Here is a 22986-nt window from a genome sequence, read left to right as displayed (position 1 = left end):
TGAATGTGGATTACCGGGGCATGATATCTTATGCATCCTGAGCCAACAGCAATCGGGCTATATACCCTTTTGTTATGGTGAAGCGATATTTCATTTTGGGCTTCTATTCTGGAAGTGCAATGTTGGTAGTTGTTTTATAATTATTTTATTACAGGAGGGTTTTATGGGAGGAAGAAAGTATTCATTTAGAAATTGGCTTTTGTATTGCTTTTTCCTGAGTGCCGCAATGCTTTTGGTATGCGGGCCGGCAATAGGTCAGGAGGATTCCGAAGAGTTTTCTCTGGAAGAGATCGTGGTAACAGGTTCACGTATTGCACGTACCAATAATGAGGCTGTAAGCCCTATCGTAACAGTTGATGATAGGTTGTTGAGCCAGAGTGCAGTAACATCACTTCAGGGACAGCTCAATAAGCTGCCGCAGTTTTCTCCGACTGCGGACGTTCCGCAGGTGGAAGGGCAAAATATCCAGCCAACAGCAACAAGCACCCCAGGACAGTCAACAATAGCGTTGCGCGGTATTGGAGCCAACCGTACACTGACTCTTATCAATGGACGCCGCGGCACACCAGCCAATGCCCTTGGTGTTATTGACACAACTACCATCCCTACAGCGGCAATTGAGTATGTTGATACGATTTCGGGCGGTGCCTCATCTACATATGGCGCTGATGCTGTAGCCGGTGTTGTCAACTTCATCATGAAAGATCGATTTGAAGGCTTCGAACTTAATGGCAAGGTAAGTATGACTGAGAGGGCCGATGCCGAACAATATGATGTCTCAGGAATCATGGGGGCCAATATTGGAGATGACAAAGGCAATATTATGCTGGCTTTTAACTATGTCGAACGTTTTCCCGCTCTCCAGCGTGACCGTGACTGGTACAAGAAGATGTGGGAAGATCCATCAGTATCCGGAGGTGCATTTTTCCTGGATCCCTATCCGGGTATTGGCCTCGGGTATGCCAATTTGCCATCCACAGCAGTACTTAATAATGTAATGGGAAATGGCGTTAATTTCACTAGTGCGGCCGGCACGACCGTATATTATGACCCGTCAAGCGGAGGAGTCTTTTCCGGTTTCGGAAACGGAATGGCAGGTGTACCTTCTGCCCAGGCTTTAGGTATTATAGACAATTATGCAATCAAGATGAATAATAATGGTTATTTCACCCAGAACGATATTGATGCTTTTCTTATGTACCCGCAGGAGCGCTGGAATTTTTATACCCAGGGCGATTATGAGGTAAATAAGTATTTCACCGCCTTTATGCAGGCTTACTACAGCAGGGCCAAGTCACATACGACCCAGCAGCCAGGGACTATCACTTCAGGCTGGAGCGTTGAAATTGATCCAACGACCCACAGAAATTCACTCCCTGCAAATATTCTGGCAATGTTAGACAGCAGGCCTGATCCTGACGCACCTTTTAGCCTAACTACGAATCTGCCTGCAAGAAGAGAGGGATTTACCAGCACAAATACCTATAATATGACCTTCGGAGGCAGGGGCGAATTACCTGTAATACCCTGGACCTATGAGGCCTTTTTTTCACATGGCGAAGCAGAAGTTAACGCAAACATGACAGGTTTTTACTCCCTGGAACGTATGAGAACAGTTATGCAGTCGCCAGAATTCGGCAAGGGTGGGGAATGGAAGGCCAATAGCGGCGCACCGGATTTTGGATTCGGCGGTGCAACAGCCACATGTGCGGGTGGTTTAAACCCCTTTGACTGGGCAAGTGCAACAGATGACTGCTGGCTGGCAGTAGATGCCCCAGTAAGAAGCAAACAGCTAATGGTTCAGGACATATTTGAATTAAATACTCAGGGTCATATCGTTGATCTGCCTGCTGGTGAAATGAAGGGCGCTGTGGGCTTTAGCTATCGGGAAAATGAATATGAATTCCAGAGCGATAATATAAACACTCAAGGGAAGTCTTTAAATGATCAGGTTCTGGGTCTATATCCTGCTGGCGAGTCCAATGGATACATAAATGTAAGGGAAGAATACGCAGAACTCCTTGTTCCGATACTTAAGGATATTCCTTTTATCAAAAATCTGGATCTTTCTCTTGGAGCCCGTCATTCAGATTATAACACCACAGGCGGGAGTTACACCTACAAGGCACAGGCTGATTACAGAACAACGGATTTCCTCCGTTTCCGCGGCGGTTACAACCGTGCAGAGCGCGCACCCAACATTGGTGAATTGTATCTGGCGCGTACTTCATCCTTCGGCGCCATGTACAATGGTGATACCTGCTCTATGAGAAACGCTACAGTTCCATGGACAGCCAATTCGACAAGTAACCCGAATAACTGGCAGGATGTTCTTAATCTGTGCGCCACATTAAATGATATGGCTAATCCCACTGGCGATGCCAACATGCAGATGTATGGAGTATCAGCAGCGCAGATACAGGCCTGGACTGCTGCTAATCCCAATGCTACAACCGCACAAATGCTGGTCTCCAATGGAGGTATTGTTCCAGACGCAGAATATGATGAACAGACTGCCGGCGGCTTCAGCTGGGCATGGCCAATTGACATAGGTAACCCAAATCTGACATCAGAAACAGCAGATACCTGGACAGCAGGGTTTGTGCTCGATTCATTTATTGATGATATTCCGGCCCTTATGGACTGGCGTATATCCATGGACTACTACACTATCGAGGTTAAAGATGCGATCGGTCTACAGACCGGTGACGTTGTGATGCAGCAGTGTATGTCTACTGAATTCAACCCGACGCTCGATCCTAATTCGCCATTCTGTCAGGGTGTTGTTCGTGACGCAAGGTTCGGTACACTCGGCGTGGTTAACAGGACATATTTTAATAACGGCCACATTAAAACCGATGGTATTGACACACAGATCAACTGGGGTATGGATGCAGGACCGGGTCATCTCTCTGTTTCTACTCTTATTAACTATGTTTTACATATGAAATCATCAGAGCTCCCCACCAACCCATTGGTAGAAAATGTGGGTACATTTGGTCCGTCCGGAAATGGGCTTAATGGTAACACCTTTAAATATAAGGCGTTTACCACAATTAATTATACTATAAAGGACTTGTATGTTTCTCTTAGATGGTCCCACTATGATAAAATCAAAAATAGAACCGGTACAAATACGCCTCTGAAGGCATATAACATGTTTGACCTGACTGGCAGCTATAGGTTTTCTGGCGGTTTCACAATCAACGGAGGTATAGAGAATCTGTTTGATAAAGCGCAGCAAAAATATAATATAAACTATGATTCCACAACTGGCATGTACGGTGGATCATTTAATAACACGCTTCAGGATGCGCTTGGCAGACGTTTCTATTTAGGTTTTAAACTGTACTTATAATCAGGGAGTAAGGTCTTTTAGTTAAATAATATAACCTGAAAAAATGCCGGTTGAAGGGGCAAAAGCCTCTTCAACCGGGTTGTATAGCTGTTTTTATTGTCGTTAATCTGTATTTTTTAAAATATTTTTCACCTTAAAAAAACAGTCGGGAGTGATTTTGAATTTCTAAAAATATAAGTTAACCCATTAATATTCCTAGATATTATTAAATCCATTAGTCTTTTATAACTGCTGTTAAAAAAATGCAGTTTTACTTCCAAACACAAAACTAAAACAATTTTCTTGATTTTTATTTCCTATAATTTTAGGATGCGACTAATTTATCCTGAAATAAAGCAGGATGATTCTCATTTTAAATGTTTTTTATCGTAATTTTTGCTTGGTTTTATTGCTTGTATGAAGTTACTGGATTAGAAGTGCCTTTCCATAAAAAGGCCGGGGAATCTGATTTATTGTAGCGCAGGTTTAATAGTTAATAGAAAGCAGGTTTTGCAATTTTGCATTAACTAAACTGGTATAGCTTAAATATTGATAAATAATCATAACTATAAATATCTCAAGAATAAATTTGTAAAAGTTTGAATAAAACTTTTTGTGGTCGGGGTAAAGCCCCGCCCTGCTGTATAAGTATTTGGTTTTTCATTTTGGATTTCTATTTCGGAAGTCCAATGTTAGTAGTAATTTTATAATAATTTTATTACAGGAGGGTTTTATGGGAGGAAAAAGAAATTTGTTTAGTAATTGGCTTTTGTATTGCTTTTTTCTGTGTACCTTTGCGCTATTGGTATGCGGGTCGGCAATAGGCCAGGAGGAAAAGGAGGAGTTTTCTCTGGAAGCGATCATTGTAACAGGTTCACGTATTGCACGTAACAATAATGATTCTGTAAGCCCGATCGTAACCGTTGACGAAAAACTTTTTGATCAATCTACAACCGCAGCTATTGAGACACAACTTAATAAGCTGCCTCAATTTACACCGACAATTCAGGTTCCAACAGTGACAGGCGATATTCAACCTTTTGCTACAAATACCCCGGGTTCTGCAACCATTGCATTGCGTGGTATAGGAACCAACCGTACTCTTACACTCATTAATGGACGCCGCGGTACCCCTTCAAATGCTTCGGGTGCACTTGATATCAACACTATTCCAACGGCTGCAATCGAATATGTTGAGACCATTACTGGTGGAGCATCTTCAACATATGGCGCTGATGCCATGGCCGGTGTTCTCAACTTCATTATGAAGGACACTTTCGAGGGATTTGAAGTTGATGCCCTTGGCAGTATATCACAGTACGGGGATAATGAAGAACTTACTGTTTCTGGTATAATGGGCTCCAATATTGCTGACGATCGTGGCAATATCATGATGGCCTTTGCCTATAATGATCGTAAAAAGGCTATGCAGGGCGACCGCCCCTGGTATAAAAAGAACTGGCGCGATCCTGCAATAGGCGGCAGCGCTCTGTTCGCTTTTGATACAGCGGCTATCATTGAAGGTGCTTCTCCTGATGTATTGAATAATGTAATGGGCCTTCCAGAAGGGCAAGGATTTACCACTTCACCCTATAGCCTGAATCTCTTCGTTGATCAAAAATCAGGTGAGGTATACAGTGGCTATAGCGGTCTTTTCGGGCCAAACGGTGTTCAGGGTGTTCCAGCAGCACAGGCACTTGGTATAGTTGACGGGTATAATATCAAAATAACAAACTCCGGAGCTCTTGCTCAAAATTTTACTGAAGCATATTTGATCTATCCCATGGAGCGTTATAATTTTTATACACAGGGTAACTATAAGATCAATGACTACGTCGGTGTATTTGGCCAGGCCTATTTTGCTAGAACCAGGGCGCAAACCATTCAGGAAGGCTCAACCATAAGCGGCGGTTGGTCTGTCAACCTTGATCCGTCAATAAACAGGGAAGTCATTCCTACTGAGGTATTGGCTGTTCTTGACAGCAGGCCTAATGCGGATGCAACATTTCAAATCCAGGGGGTTCCTCCAGTGCCACGTGTCGGTAATACCGATACGTTAACCTTTAATATGGTTACCGGCCTTGAAGGTAAGATCCCCACAATAGACTGGACCTGGGAAGCCTTTGTATCTCATGGTGAAGCAGAGACCTCATCATATATGACCGGTTTTTTCTCTTTGGAACGTTTCAGGTCAGTTATATCTGCTCCTAATTTTGGACGAGGTGGAGAGTGGAACGGTAATGAAGAGTATGGTAATTTTGGTTCTGCACAGGCATATTGCACCAGCGGTTTAAACCCCTTTGACTGGACCAGCGTTACACAGGACTGCTGGGAGGCGATAGCAGCTGCAGTTAAGAGTAAATCGCTTGTGGAGCAGACCATCTGGGAGGTAAACTCTCAGGGACGTATCATGGATCTTCCTGGTGGTGAGATGCGTGGAGCAGTGGGCGCCAGCTTCCGTGAGAATAATTATTATTTCTTAAGTGATAATGTTAATACTCAGGGCAGGTCTTTTAACGACCAGATCCTGGGTCTCTATCCGGCCGGTGAATCTGAAGGAACAATTAAGGCTGACGAGTATTATGCAGAACTTCTTGTCCCGATTGTTAAGGATCTCCCCTTCATGGACAGGGTTGATCTCAACCTCGGTGGACGCAGTTCAGATTATAATACGACCGGTAAAAGCTACACATACAAGGCACAGCTAGATTGGGCCACTACCAGTTTCCTCCGTTTCCGCGGTGGTTATAACCGTGCTGAACGTGCTCCAAATGTAGGCGAACTCTATCTTGCCAGGACTTCAAGTTTTGCTATGTATCAATATGGTGATGTCTGTTCAATGGATAACCGTGCTGTTAACTGGACAGCAAGCCCTGAAAACGATGGCTGGCAGGATGTAGTTAATATCTGCGGTAACCTGATGGAGGCATCAGGTAACACGGACGCTGATTTGGAATATTACAGTACTGATTTTAGAAATATAGTTAACTATGCTAATGCTAATGGCGGTGCTGTACTTCCATCAATGAATGATATAGACCCTGAGACTATAACTCCAGCTAATCCAACTGGTCAAACTTATATTCAGGCACAACCTGATGGTGGTTTAGGTTTCTTGTGGCCAGTGGATGTGGGTAACCCACGTTTAGACCCTGAAACAGCGGATACCTGGACAGCTGGCTTTGTGCTTGACTCATGGATTGAAACCATTCCAGCGCTCATGGACTGGAGAATTTCTGTTGACTACTATAGCATCAAGGTTAAAGATGCTATAGGCCTGCAGACAGGTGAAGTAGTATTCCAGCAGTGTACATCAAGGCAGTTTAACCCTACGATGGACTATTTGAATCCTAACTGTGCCGGTGTTCTCCGAAATCCTGATAGTGGTGTTCTGGCTAACCTTGCACGAACCTACATGAACAATGGTTACTTTGAAACCAGTGGTATTGACGTGCAGATCAATTGGGGCATGGATGCAGGTCCTGGCCACGTCAGTGTAAGTTCTCTGATCAACCACATGCTTAAAATGGATTCAACAGAGCTTTATGGCGCCAACCCAATGATTGATTATGTCGGCACCACTGGTCCTAGCGGAAACGGACTTAACGGTAACAGTTTTGAATGGAAGTTTTTGACTACATTCACCTATGCTTTTGATAAGTATGAAGCAAGCCTCAGATGGCAGCATCTTGATGGACTAAGATCGTTAGGCAGCGCTAATACACCGTTACCTTCATACGACATGTTTGATCTCATGGGTAATTTTCAGGTAACTGACAATTTCCGGATTCGTTTTGGAGTTGACAATCTCTTCAATAAGGCTCCAAAACTTTATAATGTGAATCCCAATGCTACTGATGGCGTTACCGGTGGTATGTTCAGTAACCAGCTCCATGATGTTTTAGGGCGTCGTTTCTATGTTGGCGCCAAGGTATATTTCTAACAAAGTTATATAGTCTTTTTGCTTTAATCGAAAGACCATAAACTTAAATCAAAACTGGCTGAAGGGGTGAATGCCTCTTCAGCCAGTTTTTTAATTTCTATCTTCCTTATTTGTTCAATAATATTGTAGAGACATACCTTGTTTCTACAGGGTTTCTCGTATTATTATTTTTTCTATAAATAAATGAAACATAAGAGCAGCACAGGGTAGATAGCTATAATTCTTTTAGGGAAAATTACGCTTATGCATAAGGCCAATAACTATTCTCAATTAAAATTTATAATCATTAAAGTGAAAATAGTATAAAAATTTTATTAAAATGCTATTTGAGTGATATATGAATTGTCATATCCAGATATTTTTAAATAACCGATGGCAAACCGCCGCGGTTTTTGAACCGAACCCTACTACCCTTGACAGGGGTGTCGAGGGTGGCTGCCTTTTAGAGTACAAACATGAATACGCAATAGATAACCTTGGCAACCAGGATGCAGAACTGCTGCCTGGGCTCCCTGTGGGTTTTGAGCTGTTCCGGTTTAAACAATGGCCGCCATTCTTGCTTGACCTGCTTCCAGGCGGAGCAGGGCGGGCCGCCTGGCTCAAACGTTTGCAGGTAGAAAGAGACAGCGCTCAATTTGACTGGCATCTGTTACTTCATGGTGCGGGTGCCCCGCCAGGAAATCTGCGAATCGCCGAGGCTGTGTTGCCGCCTCCATCTGATCATTTTAAAATCGGGTTTCCACGCCGTGATATTATTGAACGGCGTGAAAATTTTCTTGAGTATGCTGAGGAAAGAGGCGCACATGTTGCCGGTGCATCCAGCGTACAGGGCGAAGCGCCCAAATATCTTGTGGTTCAGGATCACAACGGGATGTTTCATGCTGAAGGCTCGCTTGAGGATGAAAGGCAGGGAGATCAGCCCCGGTGGGGAAATATAAGTGAAACACTTGATTATGTTTTGGATCCAGATGAAACAAGGACATGGTTATATAGTCAGGCAGATAAGGTAAAGAGACTGCCCGAAATCATGAGGTCATGCCTTGTAGATGATGATATTATCCAGAGGCTTTCTGTCAGGATTGAGAATGTTGCAATGGGTCTTATGGAAACCAGACAGTCCTGAAACAACCGGAGAAAACAGTAATGAAGCAATACAGTGAACATGAAATAAGGATGATGAAAGAGGAGCTTTATTCAGGGCTTGCAATGGGTAATATTGACATCAGGGATGCCACCAGTAGAATGCGTAAAATAATCGGTTTGACACAGGCGGATTATGCAAAAAAGGTGGCTAAAATATCCCCAAGAATATTATCGGAGTTTGAAAATGGCGCGGGAAACCCCACCATTGATACCCTTGAAAAGATAGGTAAGCCATTTGGCCTAACGGTTTCTTTTTACCTCCTGAATCATGGCGGGTTGAGAAGGTTGAACGATAAGCTACAATATGGTTGTAAAAAAATCAGTTGGGTGTTAATTCACTACCATTGTAGAGACAAGGCATGCCTTGTCTCTACTTGGTTTTTTTATTTATACCAGATAAAGATCATTCATGGTCTCAAAGAACCTGCCCCGTGTTGCCTCAAATTCCAGCATGACCTCCCTGAACCGCTTGTCATCACCATTTTTATTCAGGTCAACAAGCTCATCTGCAAGGCTGTGAATCCTGGTATGATGGGCGCCCAGCTCTTTGAACAGGGATATATCCTTTAACTTCTGCCCTTCAGCTCCAAAGTACCATTTCCCAAACTCACAGGCGTGGGGGTTTCTGATCTCCTCTGCTGTTAGTGTATCCTTGCCTTTAAGAAGGGCCTCAAACTTTGTCCTCCAGGTAAGGTGTGCAACCTTTACTGTGCCTATATCAAACCGCGCAGGCTGCAGGTTGAACCTGGCCATAATACCGGAAAGTCTCTTCACCACCTTCTGGAGATCGAGTGAGCTTATATTCACCTGAGAACTGGATGACTTCATCTCCTCTGCTGACTGGTTAACCCCTGCGATTTCTCCGGATATATCATTTGCCACTATATAGCTCTGAGACACATTGTCATTAACATTTCTGATGCCATCTGACGCCTGGGCAATATTTTTTGCGATCTCCTGTGTAGTAACAGACTGCTCTTCAACCGCATTTGCTATGGCTGTTACTATTTCACTAACCTCGGCATTAATATCAGATATCTCTTTTATCCTGCCTATTGTCTCCTTTGTGGATGCCTGTATACTTCCAACCTTTTCCTTTATCTCTTTTGTCGCAAGGGCTGTCTGTTTAGCAAGCTCCTTGATCTCATTTGCGACAACCGCAAAACCCCTGCCTGCCTCACCTGCCCTGGCCGCCTCAATGGTGGCGTTAAGGGCCAGAAGGTTGGTTTGATCCGAGATATCGTTTATTGCTTCGGTGACCTTGTTTATACTCTCTGCTGCCTCGCCAAGCTTGTCTACCTTTTCTGAAGTATCCCTTGTCCGGGCAACTGCGTTATCGGTTATGGTGCGCGCCTTTTCAGTATTATGTGCAATCTCATTAATTGTGGCGCTCATCTCTTCGGCGGCTGAGGCTACCATATTGACGTTGTTTGCAGTCTGTTCACTCTCAGTGGTAACCATGCTCATGTTACCGCTCATCAGCTCTCCTGCCGCAGCAACGGTATTTGCCCTTATGGATGTCTGTTCTGCCCCTGTTTTCATAAGTTCTGATATGGCGCTCAGCCTTTCACATGATGCATTGAGGGTAATTGAGCCATTATTGATCTCCCTGAACATCTTCCCGATACTTATAACCAGGGCATTAAGCGCATTGGATAAAAGCCCGATTTCATCCTTCTGTGTTATGGGGAGCCTTTTTGTAAAATCCCCTTTAGCAATCTGTTCTGCAAAATTAGTGGCCATTGAAAGTGGCCTCGATATAGTGGCAGCCGTTATTACAGATAGTAAAAAGCCAACTGCAATGGCAAGTATAGATATAAAGGCCACAATACGGCGGGTGTTCTGGACACTTTTTACCATCTCCTCACCGCTCAAGGAGAGCCTTAATGAACCCCGGATGGCTTGCACTATCTCCTTAACCCGCGTAGATACAGGCATTGTATTTTTAAGATAATAATCCCTGGCAGCAGAAAGCCCCTCTTCCTTTGAGAGAGATTTTGCAATTATGCTGTTTATCTCTTTAATGGAAGCAGATAACTCTGAATAGGATTTTTCCAGCCCGGTAATCCTTCCTTTCAGGTCAGGGTATGAGGCCTCTATCCTTTTTCTTTCATCACCATTCAGCCATTTCGCAAGAGTTGAATTGGGGTTATCCCCGCCAATTTTTATCTTCGCTGTGTTCGGGTCTACCCATAAGAGATTTATGCTGTTGATCAGGTCAAGCAGTTCAATCTCCCCCTGTGCAAAGATGGAGTCTGTCTGGTTGTGAAGAATGACATCCTGTGACTGCTGCTTGATAATGCCTATACTGTTATAGGCAAGGATGCCGACGATTAAAAGAAGTGCCAGTACTATGCTGAACCCGAGAAACAACTTGTTACGTAACTTGATATTTTTCCAGAACAATTACTCCTCCCCCAAAATACTTAAAAAATGAGCTAACCGGCTGAAATAAAACTCTATTTTCATAATAATGGTAGAGCCCTGAATCAAAACAAAACAGTTAACAAAGTCTATTATTCAATATTTATGCCAGATCAGTATGGATTGGAATATCTGGTGTAAATGCAGCAATCAGGGCTGAATACGGGGAGAATAGGGGTATAAAAGTGTTTTAACTTAATAAATCTTTAATAAAGATGTCAAAATATTGTCATTTTGATAAAAGACCAACATGCTTTAAGGTCTTTATAGAGGATTATAGCTTTCTTACTCCCTCTGCAAGCTCCTCTATCCCTTCTGTCTCAATGATCCTGATCCTGCGGCCATCGATCTCTATAAGGCCCTGATCTACCATCTTTGTGAGTATGCGGGAGAGTGTCTCCGGTATGGTGCCAAGCAGGCTCGCTAGCTGACCCTTTGTTATGCCAAGGTCAAGTTCAGTTTTTCCATGCTCCTGCTTCATATAGAGCAGGTGTTTAGCAAGGCGGCCTGGCACCTCCTTTAGAGATAGGTCATCTATCATAGATGTAAAGCGGCGGAGTCGCATGGAAAGCACCGCCAGCATGTTCATTGCAATCAGAGGGTTTTTTTGTATAAGGCTTATGAGCGCCTCCCTTTGGAAAAAAAGGACCCTGCTTTCATCCATTGCGTCAGCGCTCGCAGGAAATCTCTTACCGGAAAACACTGGCACCTCACCAAATACCTCACCCGGCCCGAATATGTGGAGGATCTGCTCCCTGCCATCAGGTGAAAGCTTGTATATCTTAACCCTGCCTGATCCTACAGCATATAACCCGGTTGCCTGTTCATTTTCAGTAAAGATGTTTTCTCCCTTTTTATAGATATTCTCCTTTGTAATCATGGATAAAGATTCCAGATGATCATCCGGGAGCCCGTTAAAAAGGGATATAGTTGAGATTCTGTCTATCATATTTCTGCTTTGAGCTTTCACCTTTCAGCCTTCAGGTTTCAGGTTTCAGGTTTCATACCTCAGCCTTCCTCCTCCCCCCTCACCCGTTCATAAGCCTCACGAGCCTGTTTTCAGGATAATAATCTATTATATTAAGGCAGCCATAGTCCTGCTGTATATTAAAGAGGCTCTTTACCGGCAAGCCCAGGGCATCGCAGAGGATAAGCCTGTTCACCCCGCCGTGTGCAATAATAAGTATGTTTTTACCTTCCTCTTCTTTTAGTATCTCCTTCAGGCAACCGAGCACTCTTTTTGATACATCTCCCATGTTTTCGCCATTGGGGGGCCCGTAACCGGCAATATCCGCATATCTTTTATCAAGTTCACCGGGGTATATCCTCTCTATCTCCTCAAGGGGCATGCCTTCCCAGTCACCGAAAAATATCTCCTTTAGATCGGGTTTTGTTTTGATTGGCACGCTATGATATTGCCCGATTATCCTTGCCCCCTTTTCAGTCCTTTTTAACCCTGTGGCATAAATGGCGTTTATTTCAACAAGGCGCAATCTTTCTGCAAGGGAGTTCATCTGGACAACCCCTGTTTCATTGATGTCCACATCAGTATGGCCGTTTGCGGTCATCCTCTCAAAACCTATTATCTGGCCGTGCCGTGCTAGGTATAATCTTGTATGCCTTTCCATGTGTTCATATATATTGATTAATGGGTATTAAGTCAATGAGTTTACCCTTTAACTATTATCTCCAATATTGTATAAGGCACAGAGGTTATTAAAACTATGGAAAGAAAGGCCTGTTACGGTATTTTAGATAAGGTATTCCCTTTTGGCAGGGAGGGGCTCAGGGCAACACCTCCGGGCTGCTTTGATTGCCCTGAGCGGCTCCAGTGCCTGAAAACAGCAATAGGCACAAAGGATGGCCTTGAGATGAGAAGCGAGAATCTGAGAAGAATACCGGTAACCGGTATTATTGACAGGATAAAAAGGTGGTCCCAGAAAAAGGAACTAGGCCGTCTTTCAAATGAAAAGAGGAGAAATGATAATTAATATTACATGCCCTAACTGCAATTTTTCAAAACAGATACCAAGTGAAAATATTCCTGCCGGTATTAAACATGCCAAATGCCCGAGGTGCAGCAAGACCTTTGAGATACCTGTAATACCTGAAGAGGAACCTGTTTCAATGGAGAAGCTGCCAGAGGCGCCTGTACAGCAGGAAACGCCCCCGCCATTACCAGATGTGGATAAGGTAACGGATGTAACGGCTGAACCGGTTGATGAACATGCCTCTCCAATCGGGGAAGAACGTGGCTACTTTGGAGATCTTTTGCGGGTATTTTCAGGGGTGCTGCTTAGTCCCACAGAGTTTTTCAGGGGTGTAAAGGAGACATCTCTTAAAGAAGCCCTGATTTTTGGTATACTCACAGGTTCTATTGGACTTATGTTCCAGGTCTTTTGGATATTTTTTTTTCTATCTAATGGCGATTCTAATATAATAAATTTATTTCCTGATTTAACCGCTATCAACGATACTTTTCTTAGGCTGATCATATGGTCTCCATTTTTTGTGTTTATTCAAGCCTTGTTCGTAAGTGCTGTTGTTCATGTGATCCTTTTCATGATTGGTGGCGTCTCAAGGGGGTTTGAAGGCACTTTAAAGGTAATTCTCTATTCAAAAGCGGTATCGATTCTCTGTGTTCTACCATATATTGGAGACATTATAGCCTTTGTCTGGAGTCTGACAATTATTGTGACCGGAATTAGAGAGGTTCATGAAACAAGTAATGGAAAAGCAGTATTCTCTCTGTTGTTGCCTGTTTTTTTAATAATGATTGCTATATACACAATTCTTTATCTCGCAAGTAAAATGATCTGAAGCTTGACATCTTTATTTGTTAAGGGGAACAAAAGTCATTGGAAAACAGTATCAGATATAAAGATGTACTTAATCCGGCTCAGCTTGAGGCAGTCATGACCCTTGACGGCCCTGTGCAGGTTATAGCAGGGGCAGGGAGCGGGAAGACGCGCACACTGGTATACCGTGTTGCAAGGCTTGTTGAGTCAGGCATACCACCGGAGAATATCCTTTTATTAACCTTTACCCGCAAGGCATCAGGCGAGATGCTTGAAAGGGCAGCACACCTTGCTGATGAAAGGTGCAGGAATGTTGCTGGCGGCACATTTCATTCCCTTGCCCACAGGGTGCTTCGGAGCAATGCACATCTGCTTGGGTTTGATTCATCCTTTACCATCCTTGACAGGCAGGACATGGAAGAGATTGTGAGGGAGCTTGTCAATGAGATACACACAGACGAAAATGTCGCAAGGTTCCCCAAAAAGGGCACCATTGCCTCTATCATAAGCAAGGCCGCTAACCTTGAAAGGCCTGTTGAATGGCTCATGACTGATGAATACAGCCAGTTCCTGGAACATGCCCATGTTATCACCACCATAGGGGAGCATTACGGCAAATATAAAAAAGCAAATCAGATGATGGACTATGATGACCTCCTGCTTCTGTTCAGGCGGCTGCTCGCAGAAAATGAAACAGTAAGGGGGCTCCTGGCCAGGAGATACAGTCATATAATGGTTGATGAGTACCAGGATACAAACGGTATACAGGCCGATATTGTAAAGTGGCTGGGAGAAACGCACCAGAATGTCATGGTGGTGGGTGATGACTCGCAGGCCATTTATTCTTTCAGGGGCGCTAATTATAAGAACATGTTCGAGTTCCAGAAGATCTTCCCTCAGGCAAAAACCATAAAGCTGGAGCAGAACTACAGATCAACCCAGCCTATCCTGAAGCTCACAAATGCCATTATGGACAGGGCCACAGAAAAGTTCACCAAATGCCTGTTCACACAGAGAGAAGGGGGAGAAAAACCGGAGGTGATAGATGTAAAGTCTGACCCTGAACAGGCTATGTATATTGCCTCTGCTATTAAGTCGTTCCGATCACAGGGTTACGGCTATAAGGATATGGCAGTGCTTTTCAGGGCAGCACATCACTCCTTTGAGCTTGAGCTTGAACTGGCACGTGAGGGTATACCCTATGTGAAATATGGCGGATTCAAATTCCTGGAATCATCCCATATAAAGGATCTACTGACCCACCTCAGGGTGATAACCAATAAGAATGACATTATCAGTTGGGGCAGGATACTGAGGCTTGTAAAAAACATAGGGCAGAAAAAGAGCCAGACCATTATAGAGTGGCTAAAGAGCCAGCCTGCTGAATCCATTGATCTTGAAAAGTGGCCCGGCATGGGTAAAAAGGATGAGGGGTTAAAGGCCCTTGCGGGGCTGCTTAAAAGGTTATCTGAAAAGGATATAAAACCTTTAAAGGCAGTAGAGCTTGCCTATGCATATTATGACCCGATTTTAAGGGAAAATTATGACAATTATCCCAAGCGCGAAAAAGACCTTGAACAGCTTATGGTCATGGCAGAGCGGTTTAAAAGCTTGAGCTCCTTTCTTGATGAACTTGTGCTTGACCCGCCTTCAAGCAGTGCGGATATAGCCCCTGATGCATCGGGTAATGAGGATGATATTGTTACCCTCTCTACTGTACACTCTGCCAAAGGGCTTGAATGGCCGATCGTGTTTATCATATGGGTAATGGATGGGTACTTCCCATCAGCCAGGGCGCACTGTAATGAAGAATCCATTGAAGAAGAGCGTCGTTTGATGTATGTTGCCACAACCAGGGCAAAGGACAGGCTTATCATGTGTTATCCGGGGGCAGAGTCGCTTCCCCCCTGGCAGCTTGCTGAAACAGGCATAAGGATGGGGCTATCCACCTTTATAAGGGAGATACCTGATGGCATTTTTTCTCACAGGTCAAAGGGTAATTCATGGCCCTCATTCAGTGGTATATGGAATGGAAGTGGTGAAAAGAGATATACAAAGTCTGATCCTGTAAAGGCAAATGTAGCAGGCCCGGGGACGGGGGGCTTAAGACCCGGTGACAGGGTGAAACACCCTGCATTTGGAAAGGGTGTAATCGCAAAATTTGTGGACACAAACAAGGTTGAGGTGCTCTTTAGTGATGTAGGGCGAAAGCTCTTGCACCTGGAGCATACGATATTAACGAGGATATGAAAAAAACCGGTTTACGGTTTTAGGTGTGCGGTTTAAGGCCGGAATCAGTATGTAAGGTTATAGACACTCGACCCCTTGAACCCTTGGCCCCTCGAACCCTTTTATTAAAGGTTTATAAAATGACATACAAACAGGCATTGGAGTATCTATACGGTCTTCAGAAGTACGGGGTAAAATTCGGGCTTTCAAAGACATCAAACATACTTAAGAAGATGGGTTATCCCCACAAGGGCCAGAAGTATATTCATATCGCAGGGACAAATGGCAAGGGCTCTGTATCTGCAATGGTGGAGTCTGTGCTTATAAGGGCCGGTTACAGGGTCGGTTTCTATTCATCGCCCCATCTGGTTAGCTTTACAGAGCGTTTCAGGATCAACCGCAAAGAGATAACGAAGAAGCAGGTTGCTGAACTTACTGAGGAGATAAAAGGTGTAATCGACCCGACTGAACCACCCACCTATTTTGAGTTTGCTACCGCTATGGCGCTTGCCTGCTTTGCGCGTGAAAAGGTTGATTTTGCTATCATGGAGGTGGGCATGGGCGGAAGGCTCGATGCAACCAATATTATTAAACCCCTTGTCTCAGCCATTACAAATATCTCGCTTGAACACCAGTCATTCCTGGGTAACACCCTTAAAGAGATAGCAGGTGAAAAGGCCGGTATCATAAAAAAGGGGATTAATATCATCACTGCCGCCACACAGCCGGTGGTTAAAGAGGTCTTCAGGAAAATTAGTGAGGAGCGGGGCGCCCCATACTTTGAGGTAGGGCGTGATGTCAGGTTCCGCAGCGTTGGAAGAAAATTTAATTATTACGGGCTTAAGAGGAATATAAGGGATATCAATCTTACACTTAAAGGGCCTTTTCAGCACAGGAATGCGACCCTTTCACTTGGTATACTTGAACTGCTTGAAAAAAAGGGTGTGAGGCTGGATGAGGATACGATAAAAAAAGGTATTGAGGAGACTTCATGGCTGGGCAGGGTGCAGGCGCTCTCTGAAAGACCACTAGTGGTTGTAGACGGCGCCCATAACCCTGGCGCAGCAAAGGTGCTTGCCGAGGCCATTAAAAAGGATTTTACATTTAAAAGGCTTATCCTTGTTCTGGGTATCATGAAGGACAAGGATATTGACACCATAGTAAAGGAGATAGCGCCATTATCCGACCATATCATTTGCTCTGCCCCTGAATACTATCGTTCCGCAAAACCTGATGAATTGTACAGTGTTGTTTCTGCCTACAGCAAAAAGGTAGAAATAATAGATGGGTTACCGGTGGCTATAGCAAAGGCAAAAGGAATGGCGCACCCTGATGACATGATCCTTATAACAGGGTCACTCTTTACAGTAGGCGAGGCGCTCACAGTGATTGACCCTGTAAGATACAGACCCGACCCGGTGTAAAAAGTAATCCTGATATTGAACATGGAGCAGAGCCATTTCTATATTAAATAAAATATCCATCATCTTTATCCTTGTTTTCATCAGTGGTGCACTCAATGCCCAGGATAGCTTAAGGGAACGGTTTGTTATAGACCCGAAGGCAGATGTCTCCGTTGAGTCAATCAGCTACAAATACATGCCAAAGGAAGATTTATTTATATTTACTGGAGAGGTGGTCTTTAGCTCAGGAGCTTATACATTATCGGCTGAGAATGCCGAGTATAATCTGGAGACCAGCATGGCTTTAGCTTCAGACGGTATCCTGCTTAAGACAGGGGAAGATACCCTTACTGGCGAGAGCGGTACATTCAATTATCTGGATAAGACCGGTGTTATCAATGATGCGAGCCTCTTTATAGAGGAATTTAATTTTTACTTCAGCGGTGACAGGATAGAAAAATTCGGGGACGACAGCTATCTTATAAAGGATTTTAAACTCACCACATGTGACGGTGATAAACCTGATTGGAGTATCACGGGCTCTGAAATAAACTTGACAGTAGAAGGTTATGGCCGGCTCCGCAATGCAGCATTCAGGGTAAAGGATATACCGGTTGCCTATGTGCCCTACCTGCTTTTCCCGGCAAAGACAAAGAGGGCCTCTGGCATTCTCCTGCCACAGGCAGGTTATTCCAGCCGTAACGGCCTGGAGTTTGAGGCGCCAATATTCTGGGCCATTTCAGACAGCGCTGATATGACCTTTTATGAAAGATATATGACAGAGAGGGGCTTGATGCAGGGGCTTGAATTACGCTATGTCACGGGGCCGGACTCTAAAGGCTCTTTTAATTTTGATATCCTCTCAGACCGGATAGATGAAAAGGATATGAATGACCCTGATCAGCTTGAATTGAGCCCTTATCAGCGGACAAACAAAGGCCGTTACTGGTTTCGCGGAAGAGTGGATCAGGAGTTGCCAGTGGGGATCTCTGCCCGCCTTGATGCGGATGTTGTGAGTGACCAGGATTATCTGAGGGAGTTTAAGTCAGACCTGACCGGATTCAATACACGCCCGGATTATGAGGCGGAATTCAGCCGCCCACTTGAAGAGATGACCTCCCCATTCAGGACATCAAGATTGAGACTTGAAAGGGATGGAGAGAATCACAGCTTGCAGGCCGCATCCTCATTTTACCAGAGGCCTGAAGGGTTCATAAATGACACCACACCTGAGCCCCTGGCAGGGCTTTATTACAATCTGCTTCCGCAGTTTATCCATGACCTGCCCTTTGCATTATCTTTTCAAACCGATTATGACTATATATGGCGCGATTTCGGTGTAAAGGGTCACAGCCTCTCTATCTCACCTAATGTAATCTATCCTGTATGGGCCGGGAAATATATGCGGTTTGATACTGCTGCCGGATACACACGTGATATGCACCGGTTTGATAATGGCAGCGTAAGCAGTACAGACAATCTCTCCCGTGACATGTACTATGGCAGCGCAACCCTCTCAACACTTCTTGAGAGGGTCTTTGATGTGGATTCAGATAGCATTAAGAGGATCAAGCATAAGATTGTGCCGGGGCTTACCTATGAATACAGGAGCCACAGGGATGAAGAGAGTTTTAGCCCATGGTTTGAGTCAATGGATGCGGATGGGAGCGCAAACAGGGTATACCTCTCAATAGATAACTTCCTTGACGCAAAAAATGTGGATGAAAAGGGTAACATTACATATTCACAACTGGCCACATTCAGTATTATCCAGGGTTATGACATTGATGAATCAAGGAGAGATTTAAACTTAGGAGAAAAGGAGAAACCATTTGAACCACTCAGGGCAGAGCTCAGGATCATGCCAGACTCGATGATCAGCATGAATACAGAGACAGAGTGGGATCATTACAGGGATGATTTTACATATGCGGATATAGCCATCAAGCTTGATATAGAAAGGGCGAACAGGCTTAAGGACATCTACAGGCTTGACTATGTTTACAGTGACACAGGGAACAAGGGGTTAGGCTATTATGTCAGCATAAACCTTGCAAAGGGGTTTAGTGTGGGAAGTAACCTCAGGCGTGACATTAAAGAAAACTATAATGTAGAACAGAGCTATTGGCTTGATTATAGCTCAAAGTGCTGGGGTATAAGGCTTGGTATGCAGCGGCATGATGAGGAATCAAGGGTAATGCTGGGTTTCAGGTTGTTTGGATTTAACGATTAGAGGATAATTATGTTTTCAGTAATAATGGCAGGCGGTTCGGGGACAAGGTTCTGGCCTTTCAGTAGAAAAGACAGGCCAAAGCAGCTTTTGGATATAACCGGTAAAGGGCCTATGGTTGTTGAGACCTGCAACAGGCTGCTTTCTATTTCCAAAGATAACGAGATGATGATCATACTTGGGGAGAGCCATCGTGAAGAGACACAAAGGCTTTTCACCGGTAGAGATATCAATATCCTCGCTGAGCCTGTGGGCAGGAATACTGCGCCATGTATTGGCCTTGGTGCCCTTTATGCGCGTTATCTCGGGTGCAGGGGGCCAATGGCCTTTCTCCCTGCTGACCATTTTATAGGCAATCCAAAGGCATTCACAGATGCTATCAAGCTTGCAGCAAGGGCATGTGAATCAGGTGGTATTGCAACCCTTGGGATAGTGCCGTCACGTCCAGAGACTGGTTACGGGTATATCCAAAAGTCAGGCAAAGATGGTGAAACAGGTGAGGCTGGCATATACAATGTTAAGAGGTTTGTTGAAAAGCCTGATCTTAAAAAGGCAATGGAGTATCTGAACAGTGGCGACTACTACTGGAATGCGGGCATATTTGTGGCTACCCCTGAGACAATACTGAATGAGATGAAGTCATGTCTCCCTGAAACCTATAACAGCTTATTAAAGCTTGAGCCATATTTTGGGTCACCTGAGTTTGATAAAAAGTTTCTTGAGGTTTATTCGGAAATAAAATCTGAATCCTTTGACTATGGGGTCATGGAAAAGACAAGAGCCGATCTCTATGTAGTGCCGTGCGAATGCGGGTGGAGCGATGTGGGGTCATGGGAATCTCTGTATGAGCTCAGGTCTGATGAATATGATAAAAATAAAAATCTCACAGTTGGCGATACCCTGCTTATTGACTGTGAGGGGAGTTTTATCTCTTCATCTGGAAAAAGGCTTGTTGCCTGTCTGGGGGTTAATAATCTTATTGTTGTGGATAGGGATGATGCCCTTCTTGTGGCGGATATGAAAAGGTCACAGGATATTAAAAAAATAGTTGATGAACTGAAAAACAGAAAAAGGGAGGAACTGCTATGAACCCGGCAATATTCAGGGAATATGATATCAGGGGAAGATTTCCGGAAGAGCTGAATAGTCAAACAGTATATGAGCTAGGGAGGACATTCGGCATATACTATAAACAGCACGGTGCAACAAAAATATCGGTTGGCCATGACTGCCGTGAAAGTTATCCTGAGTTAAAGGATGCCCTTATAAAGGGGCTTCTTGAGACAGGCATGCATGTCATATATCTTGGCATGGTGCCTACACCCCTTTTATACTTTTCCATCCATGAATTGAAACTGGATGGGGCCGTCATGATTACGGGGAGCCATAATCCCCCTGAGTACAACGGGTTCAAGGTATGCCTTGGCAAGGCAACCATCTATGGAGAGGAGATACAGAGGCTCCGTGAAATTGCAGAAAAAGGCCAATTTTTAAAGGGGGAGGGCTCTCTTACTGAGAAGGATGTAATCAAACCCTATCTGGAGTATCTTAAGACAAACATTCATCCTGGCACTATCAAGAGGCGTGTAATAATTGATGCGGGAAACGGTGTGGGTGGTCTTGTTGCGCCCCAGGTTTACAGGGCAATGGGTGTGGATGTGGAGACACTCTACTGCGAACCGGATGGCACATTCCCCAACCATCACCCTGACCCAACAATACCGGAAAACCTTCTTGAACTTAAGAGGCTTGTTGATGAAAAGGATGCTGACCTGGGCATCTCCTTTGATGGTGACGCTGACAGGATCGGTGTAATAGATAAAGAGGGCAACATCATATGGGGTGATCAGCTTATGATCATCTTTTCAAGGGCGATCCTTAAAAAGAACCCTGGCGCAGCTATTATTGGCGAGGTCAAATGCTCACAGGTGCTCTATGATGACATTAAAAAACAGGGCGGGCAACCAATCATGTGGAAGGCCGGCCACTCCCTGATTAAGAGCAAGATGAAGGAGACAGGGGCGCTTTTTGCGGGCGAGATGAGCGGCCACCTCTTTTTTGCAGACAGATATTTTGGTTTTGATGATGCCATATATTCAGGGGCAAGGCTCCTTGAGATACTCACAACAGAAGAAAAGAGCGTGAGGGATCTGCTTTCCGGTATCCCCACCATGGTAAATACGCCTGAAATCCGAATGGACTGCCCTGATGATAAAAAGTTCGGTGTGGTTAAAAAGCTGGTTGAGGAGTTTAAGAGGGAATATGAGGTGATTGATGTTGATGGGGCAAGGGTTCTCTTTGATGGCGGCTGGGGCCTTGTAAGGTCATCCAATACACAGCCTGTGCTTGTGCTCAGGTTTGAGGCCACAGATGCAAAGCGACTCGAAGAGATAAAATCCCTGTTTATGAAAAAACTTGAAAGGGTGCTTTAGAATTGTAATATCTTGTGTCTCGTATCATAAAATATATGCATATCAAAAATTATCCTTTAAAATTACATGCAAATTTAAATCACAAGTTTAAATTTGCAGGTGTGAAAGAATGCGAAATATGGTCTTAAGTTTTGGTGAGTTCTACTTTCTATGGGGTCTTCGCCAGACAGGGGAAAGCACAATCCTAAAAACACTTTTCCCAAAGGCACAACAAACGCAAATTGCTAAAGATCCGGACTTTCGTGGCTGCGTTACTTTTTTGTTACCACGGCATAGCAGGAAATAGATTTTACATTAGTTATATGCCCTTTGAGCAGCAAAAATAACAAGGCGGTTGAGGGCTTTTGGCTTTAATAGCCTTCCAAGTTTTCATGGGATTAGTACAAATAAAAAGTTTATTTATTTTGTCAGAATGCCGATAAATAGGTAGTGTGTAAAATATGTTGGGTAAGAACATGAAAAAGATTCAAACTGTAAAAGATAAGAATGGTATCTTAATTAATAGTGTGTCAGGAAATATTTCATCAGAAGACATTGCTGTGCATCTGATAAATGCTACACTTAACCTTACAACTATCCCTGCATTATGGGACTTTACAGATGCAGAGATCGGCAAAATCACCTATGAAGAATTGATAGGTTTGGCAAAAAGGTTAAAACCATATGTTGAATTAAGGTCAGGGGTCAAGACTGCCATTGTGCCAATGTGATAATTTCCATCTGATGCTTTAGAATATCCCTCATCGTGTAAACCCTACTTTGTTGATTAAAGTGATGAGAAATACGTGACACTGTCTCTTGTTTTTAAGTTGAGCCATCTTCTTTTTAAAAGTAGTTTCATTATTTTCTCTGCCCTGATCTGTTTTGGGCTTCTGCTTTCCTAATAGCCTACAGACTAAAAAGCTAAAGCCTGAGTTCCTGCCTACAGCCTGTGTTTTGCTATTACAACGTACCTGTTCGTAACACCCAGAATCCGCTTTTTCTGCATTGCTGCCACCACATTGGCCTGAAATCTCTCGGATGACATGGGGGCCTGTATGAAATGTG

General features: G+C 44.1%; 14 protein-coding genes. 11 read left to right on the top strand and 3 right to left on the bottom strand.

What is annotated here, in order from left to right; genetic code table 11:
* The first annotated feature begins 163 nt into the window (after positions 1–163).
* The 3 genes from GX654_06475 (at position 164) to GX654_06465 (ending at position 8403) form a co-directional block, all read left to right on the top strand.
* Positions 164–3358 carry a TonB-dependent receptor gene (locus tag GX654_06475; protein ID NLD36496.1) on the top strand — a complete coding sequence of 1065 codons (3195 nt, stop codon included), beginning with the start codon at positions 164–166 and terminating at the stop codon, positions 3356–3358.
* Positions 3359–4070: 712 nt separating this feature from the next.
* A complete protein-coding gene (locus GX654_06470) occupies positions 4071–7280 on the top strand; it encodes a TonB-dependent receptor (protein ID NLD36495.1) in 3210 nt (1069 codons plus the stop codon).
* 337 nt (positions 7281–7617) lie between these two features.
* Positions 7618–8403, top strand: a complete 786-nt coding sequence (locus GX654_06465) for a hypothetical protein (protein NLD36494.1) — start codon at positions 7618–7620, stop codon at positions 8401–8403.
* A gap of 407 nt (positions 8404–8810) precedes the next feature.
* Here the strand turns inward: GX654_06465 and GX654_06460 are convergent, their stop codons facing one another.
* The 3 genes from GX654_06460 to cobC all read right to left on the bottom strand — a co-directional run bounded on the left by GX654_06460 (position 8811) and on the right by cobC (position 12475).
* Positions 8811–10829: a HAMP domain-containing protein gene (locus tag GX654_06460; protein NLD36493.1), complete on the bottom strand. Its 2019-nt coding sequence runs from the start codon at positions 10827–10829 to the stop codon at positions 8811–8813.
* 292 nt (positions 10830–11121) lie between these two features.
* Complete coding sequence (locus GX654_06455; GenBank protein NLD36492.1) at positions 11122–11796, bottom strand: Crp/Fnr family transcriptional regulator; 675 nt, start codon at positions 11794–11796, stop codon at positions 11122–11124.
* 79 nt (positions 11797–11875) lie between these two features.
* Positions 11876–12475: an alpha-ribazole phosphatase gene (gene cobC, locus GX654_06450; GenBank protein NLD36491.1), complete on the bottom strand. Its 600-nt coding sequence runs from the start codon at positions 12473–12475 to the stop codon at positions 11876–11878.
* 96 nt (positions 12476–12571) lie between these two features.
* Here cobC and GX654_06445 point away from each other — a divergent pair, with 96 nt between their 5' ends.
* The 8 genes from GX654_06445 to GX654_06410 all read left to right on the top strand — a co-directional run bounded on the left by GX654_06445 (position 12572) and on the right by GX654_06410 (position 22649).
* Positions 12572–12838 carry a hypothetical protein gene (locus GX654_06445; protein ID NLD36490.1) on the top strand — a complete coding sequence of 89 codons (267 nt, stop codon included), beginning with the start codon at positions 12572–12574 and terminating at the stop codon, positions 12836–12838.
* Positions 12828–13667, top strand: a complete 840-nt coding sequence (locus GX654_06440) for a hypothetical protein (GenBank protein NLD36489.1) — start codon at positions 12828–12830, stop codon at positions 13665–13667. The genes GX654_06445 and GX654_06440 overlap by 11 nt, the downstream gene beginning before the upstream one ends.
* Before the next feature lie 38 nt (positions 13668–13705).
* Positions 13706–15895, top strand: coding sequence for an ATP-dependent helicase (locus GX654_06435; GenBank protein NLD36488.1), 2190 nt, complete (start codon positions 13706–13708; stop codon positions 15893–15895).
* A gap of 119 nt (positions 15896–16014) precedes the next feature.
* Positions 16015–17298 carry a bifunctional folylpolyglutamate synthase/dihydrofolate synthase gene (locus tag GX654_06430; protein ID NLD36487.1) on the top strand — a complete coding sequence of 428 codons (1284 nt, stop codon included), beginning with the start codon at positions 16015–16017 and terminating at the stop codon, positions 17296–17298.
* 277 nt (positions 17299–17575) lie between these two features.
* Positions 17576–19510: an LPS-assembly protein LptD gene (locus tag GX654_06425; protein ID NLD36486.1), complete on the top strand. Its 1935-nt coding sequence runs from the start codon at positions 17576–17578 to the stop codon at positions 19508–19510.
* Between the two features lie 9 nt (positions 19511–19519).
* Entirely contained in the window at positions 19520–20596 is a 1077-nt protein-coding gene (locus GX654_06420) for a nucleotidyl transferase (GenBank protein ID NLD36485.1), read from the top strand.
* Positions 20593–21939, top strand: coding sequence for a phosphomannomutase/phosphoglucomutase (locus GX654_06415; protein NLD36484.1), 1347 nt, complete (start codon positions 20593–20595; stop codon positions 21937–21939). The genes GX654_06420 and GX654_06415 overlap by 4 nt, the downstream gene beginning before the upstream one ends.
* A 455-nt stretch (positions 21940–22394) precedes the next feature.
* Complete coding sequence (locus GX654_06410; protein NLD36483.1) at positions 22395–22649, top strand: hypothetical protein; 255 nt, start codon at positions 22395–22397, stop codon at positions 22647–22649.
* Positions 22650–22986: the final 337 nt, after the last annotated feature.

Source organism: Desulfatiglans sp. (assembly GCA_012513605.1).
Taxonomy (GTDB): Bacteria; Desulfobacterota; DSM-4660; order Desulfatiglandales; family HGW-15; genus JAAZBV01.
Note: the sequence above shows the minus strand (reverse complement) of the source record. Positions and strands in the feature narration are given on the sequence as shown.

Excerpts from the sequence above, each read along its gene's own strand:
- GX654_06440 (NLD36489.1), top strand. The coding sequence starts at position 12,828 with ATGATAATTAATATTACATGCCCTAACTGCAATTTTTCAAAACAGATA.
- GX654_06475 (NLD36496.1), top strand. The coding sequence starts at position 164 with ATGGGAGGAAGAAAGTATTCATTTAGAAATTGGCTTTTGTATTGCTTT.
- GX654_06420 (NLD36485.1), top strand. The coding sequence starts at position 19,520 with ATGTTTTCAGTAATAATGGCAGGCGGTTCGGGGACAAGGTTCTGGCCT.
- GX654_06430 (NLD36487.1), top strand. The coding sequence starts at position 16,015 with ATGACATACAAACAGGCATTGGAGTATCTATACGGTCTTCAGAAGTAC.
- GX654_06455 (NLD36492.1), bottom strand. The coding sequence starts at position 11,796 with ATGATAGACAGAATCTCAACTATATCCCTTTTTAACGGGCTCCCGGAT.
- GX654_06470 (NLD36495.1), top strand. The coding sequence starts at position 4,071 with ATGGGAGGAAAAAGAAATTTGTTTAGTAATTGGCTTTTGTATTGCTTT.
- GX654_06425 (NLD36486.1), top strand. The coding sequence starts at position 17,576 with ATGGCTTTAGCTTCAGACGGTATCCTGCTTAAGACAGGGGAAGATACC.
- GX654_06465 (NLD36494.1), top strand. The coding sequence starts at position 7,618 with ATGAATTGTCATATCCAGATATTTTTAAATAACCGATGGCAAACCGCC.
- cobC (NLD36491.1), bottom strand. The coding sequence starts at position 12,475 with ATGGAAAGGCATACAAGATTATACCTAGCACGGCACGGCCAGATAATA.
- GX654_06415 (NLD36484.1), top strand. The coding sequence starts at position 20,593 with ATGAACCCGGCAATATTCAGGGAATATGATATCAGGGGAAGATTTCCG.
- GX654_06445 (NLD36490.1), top strand. The coding sequence starts at position 12,572 with ATGGAAAGAAAGGCCTGTTACGGTATTTTAGATAAGGTATTCCCTTTT.
- GX654_06410 (NLD36483.1), top strand. The coding sequence starts at position 22,395 with ATGAAAAAGATTCAAACTGTAAAAGATAAGAATGGTATCTTAATTAAT.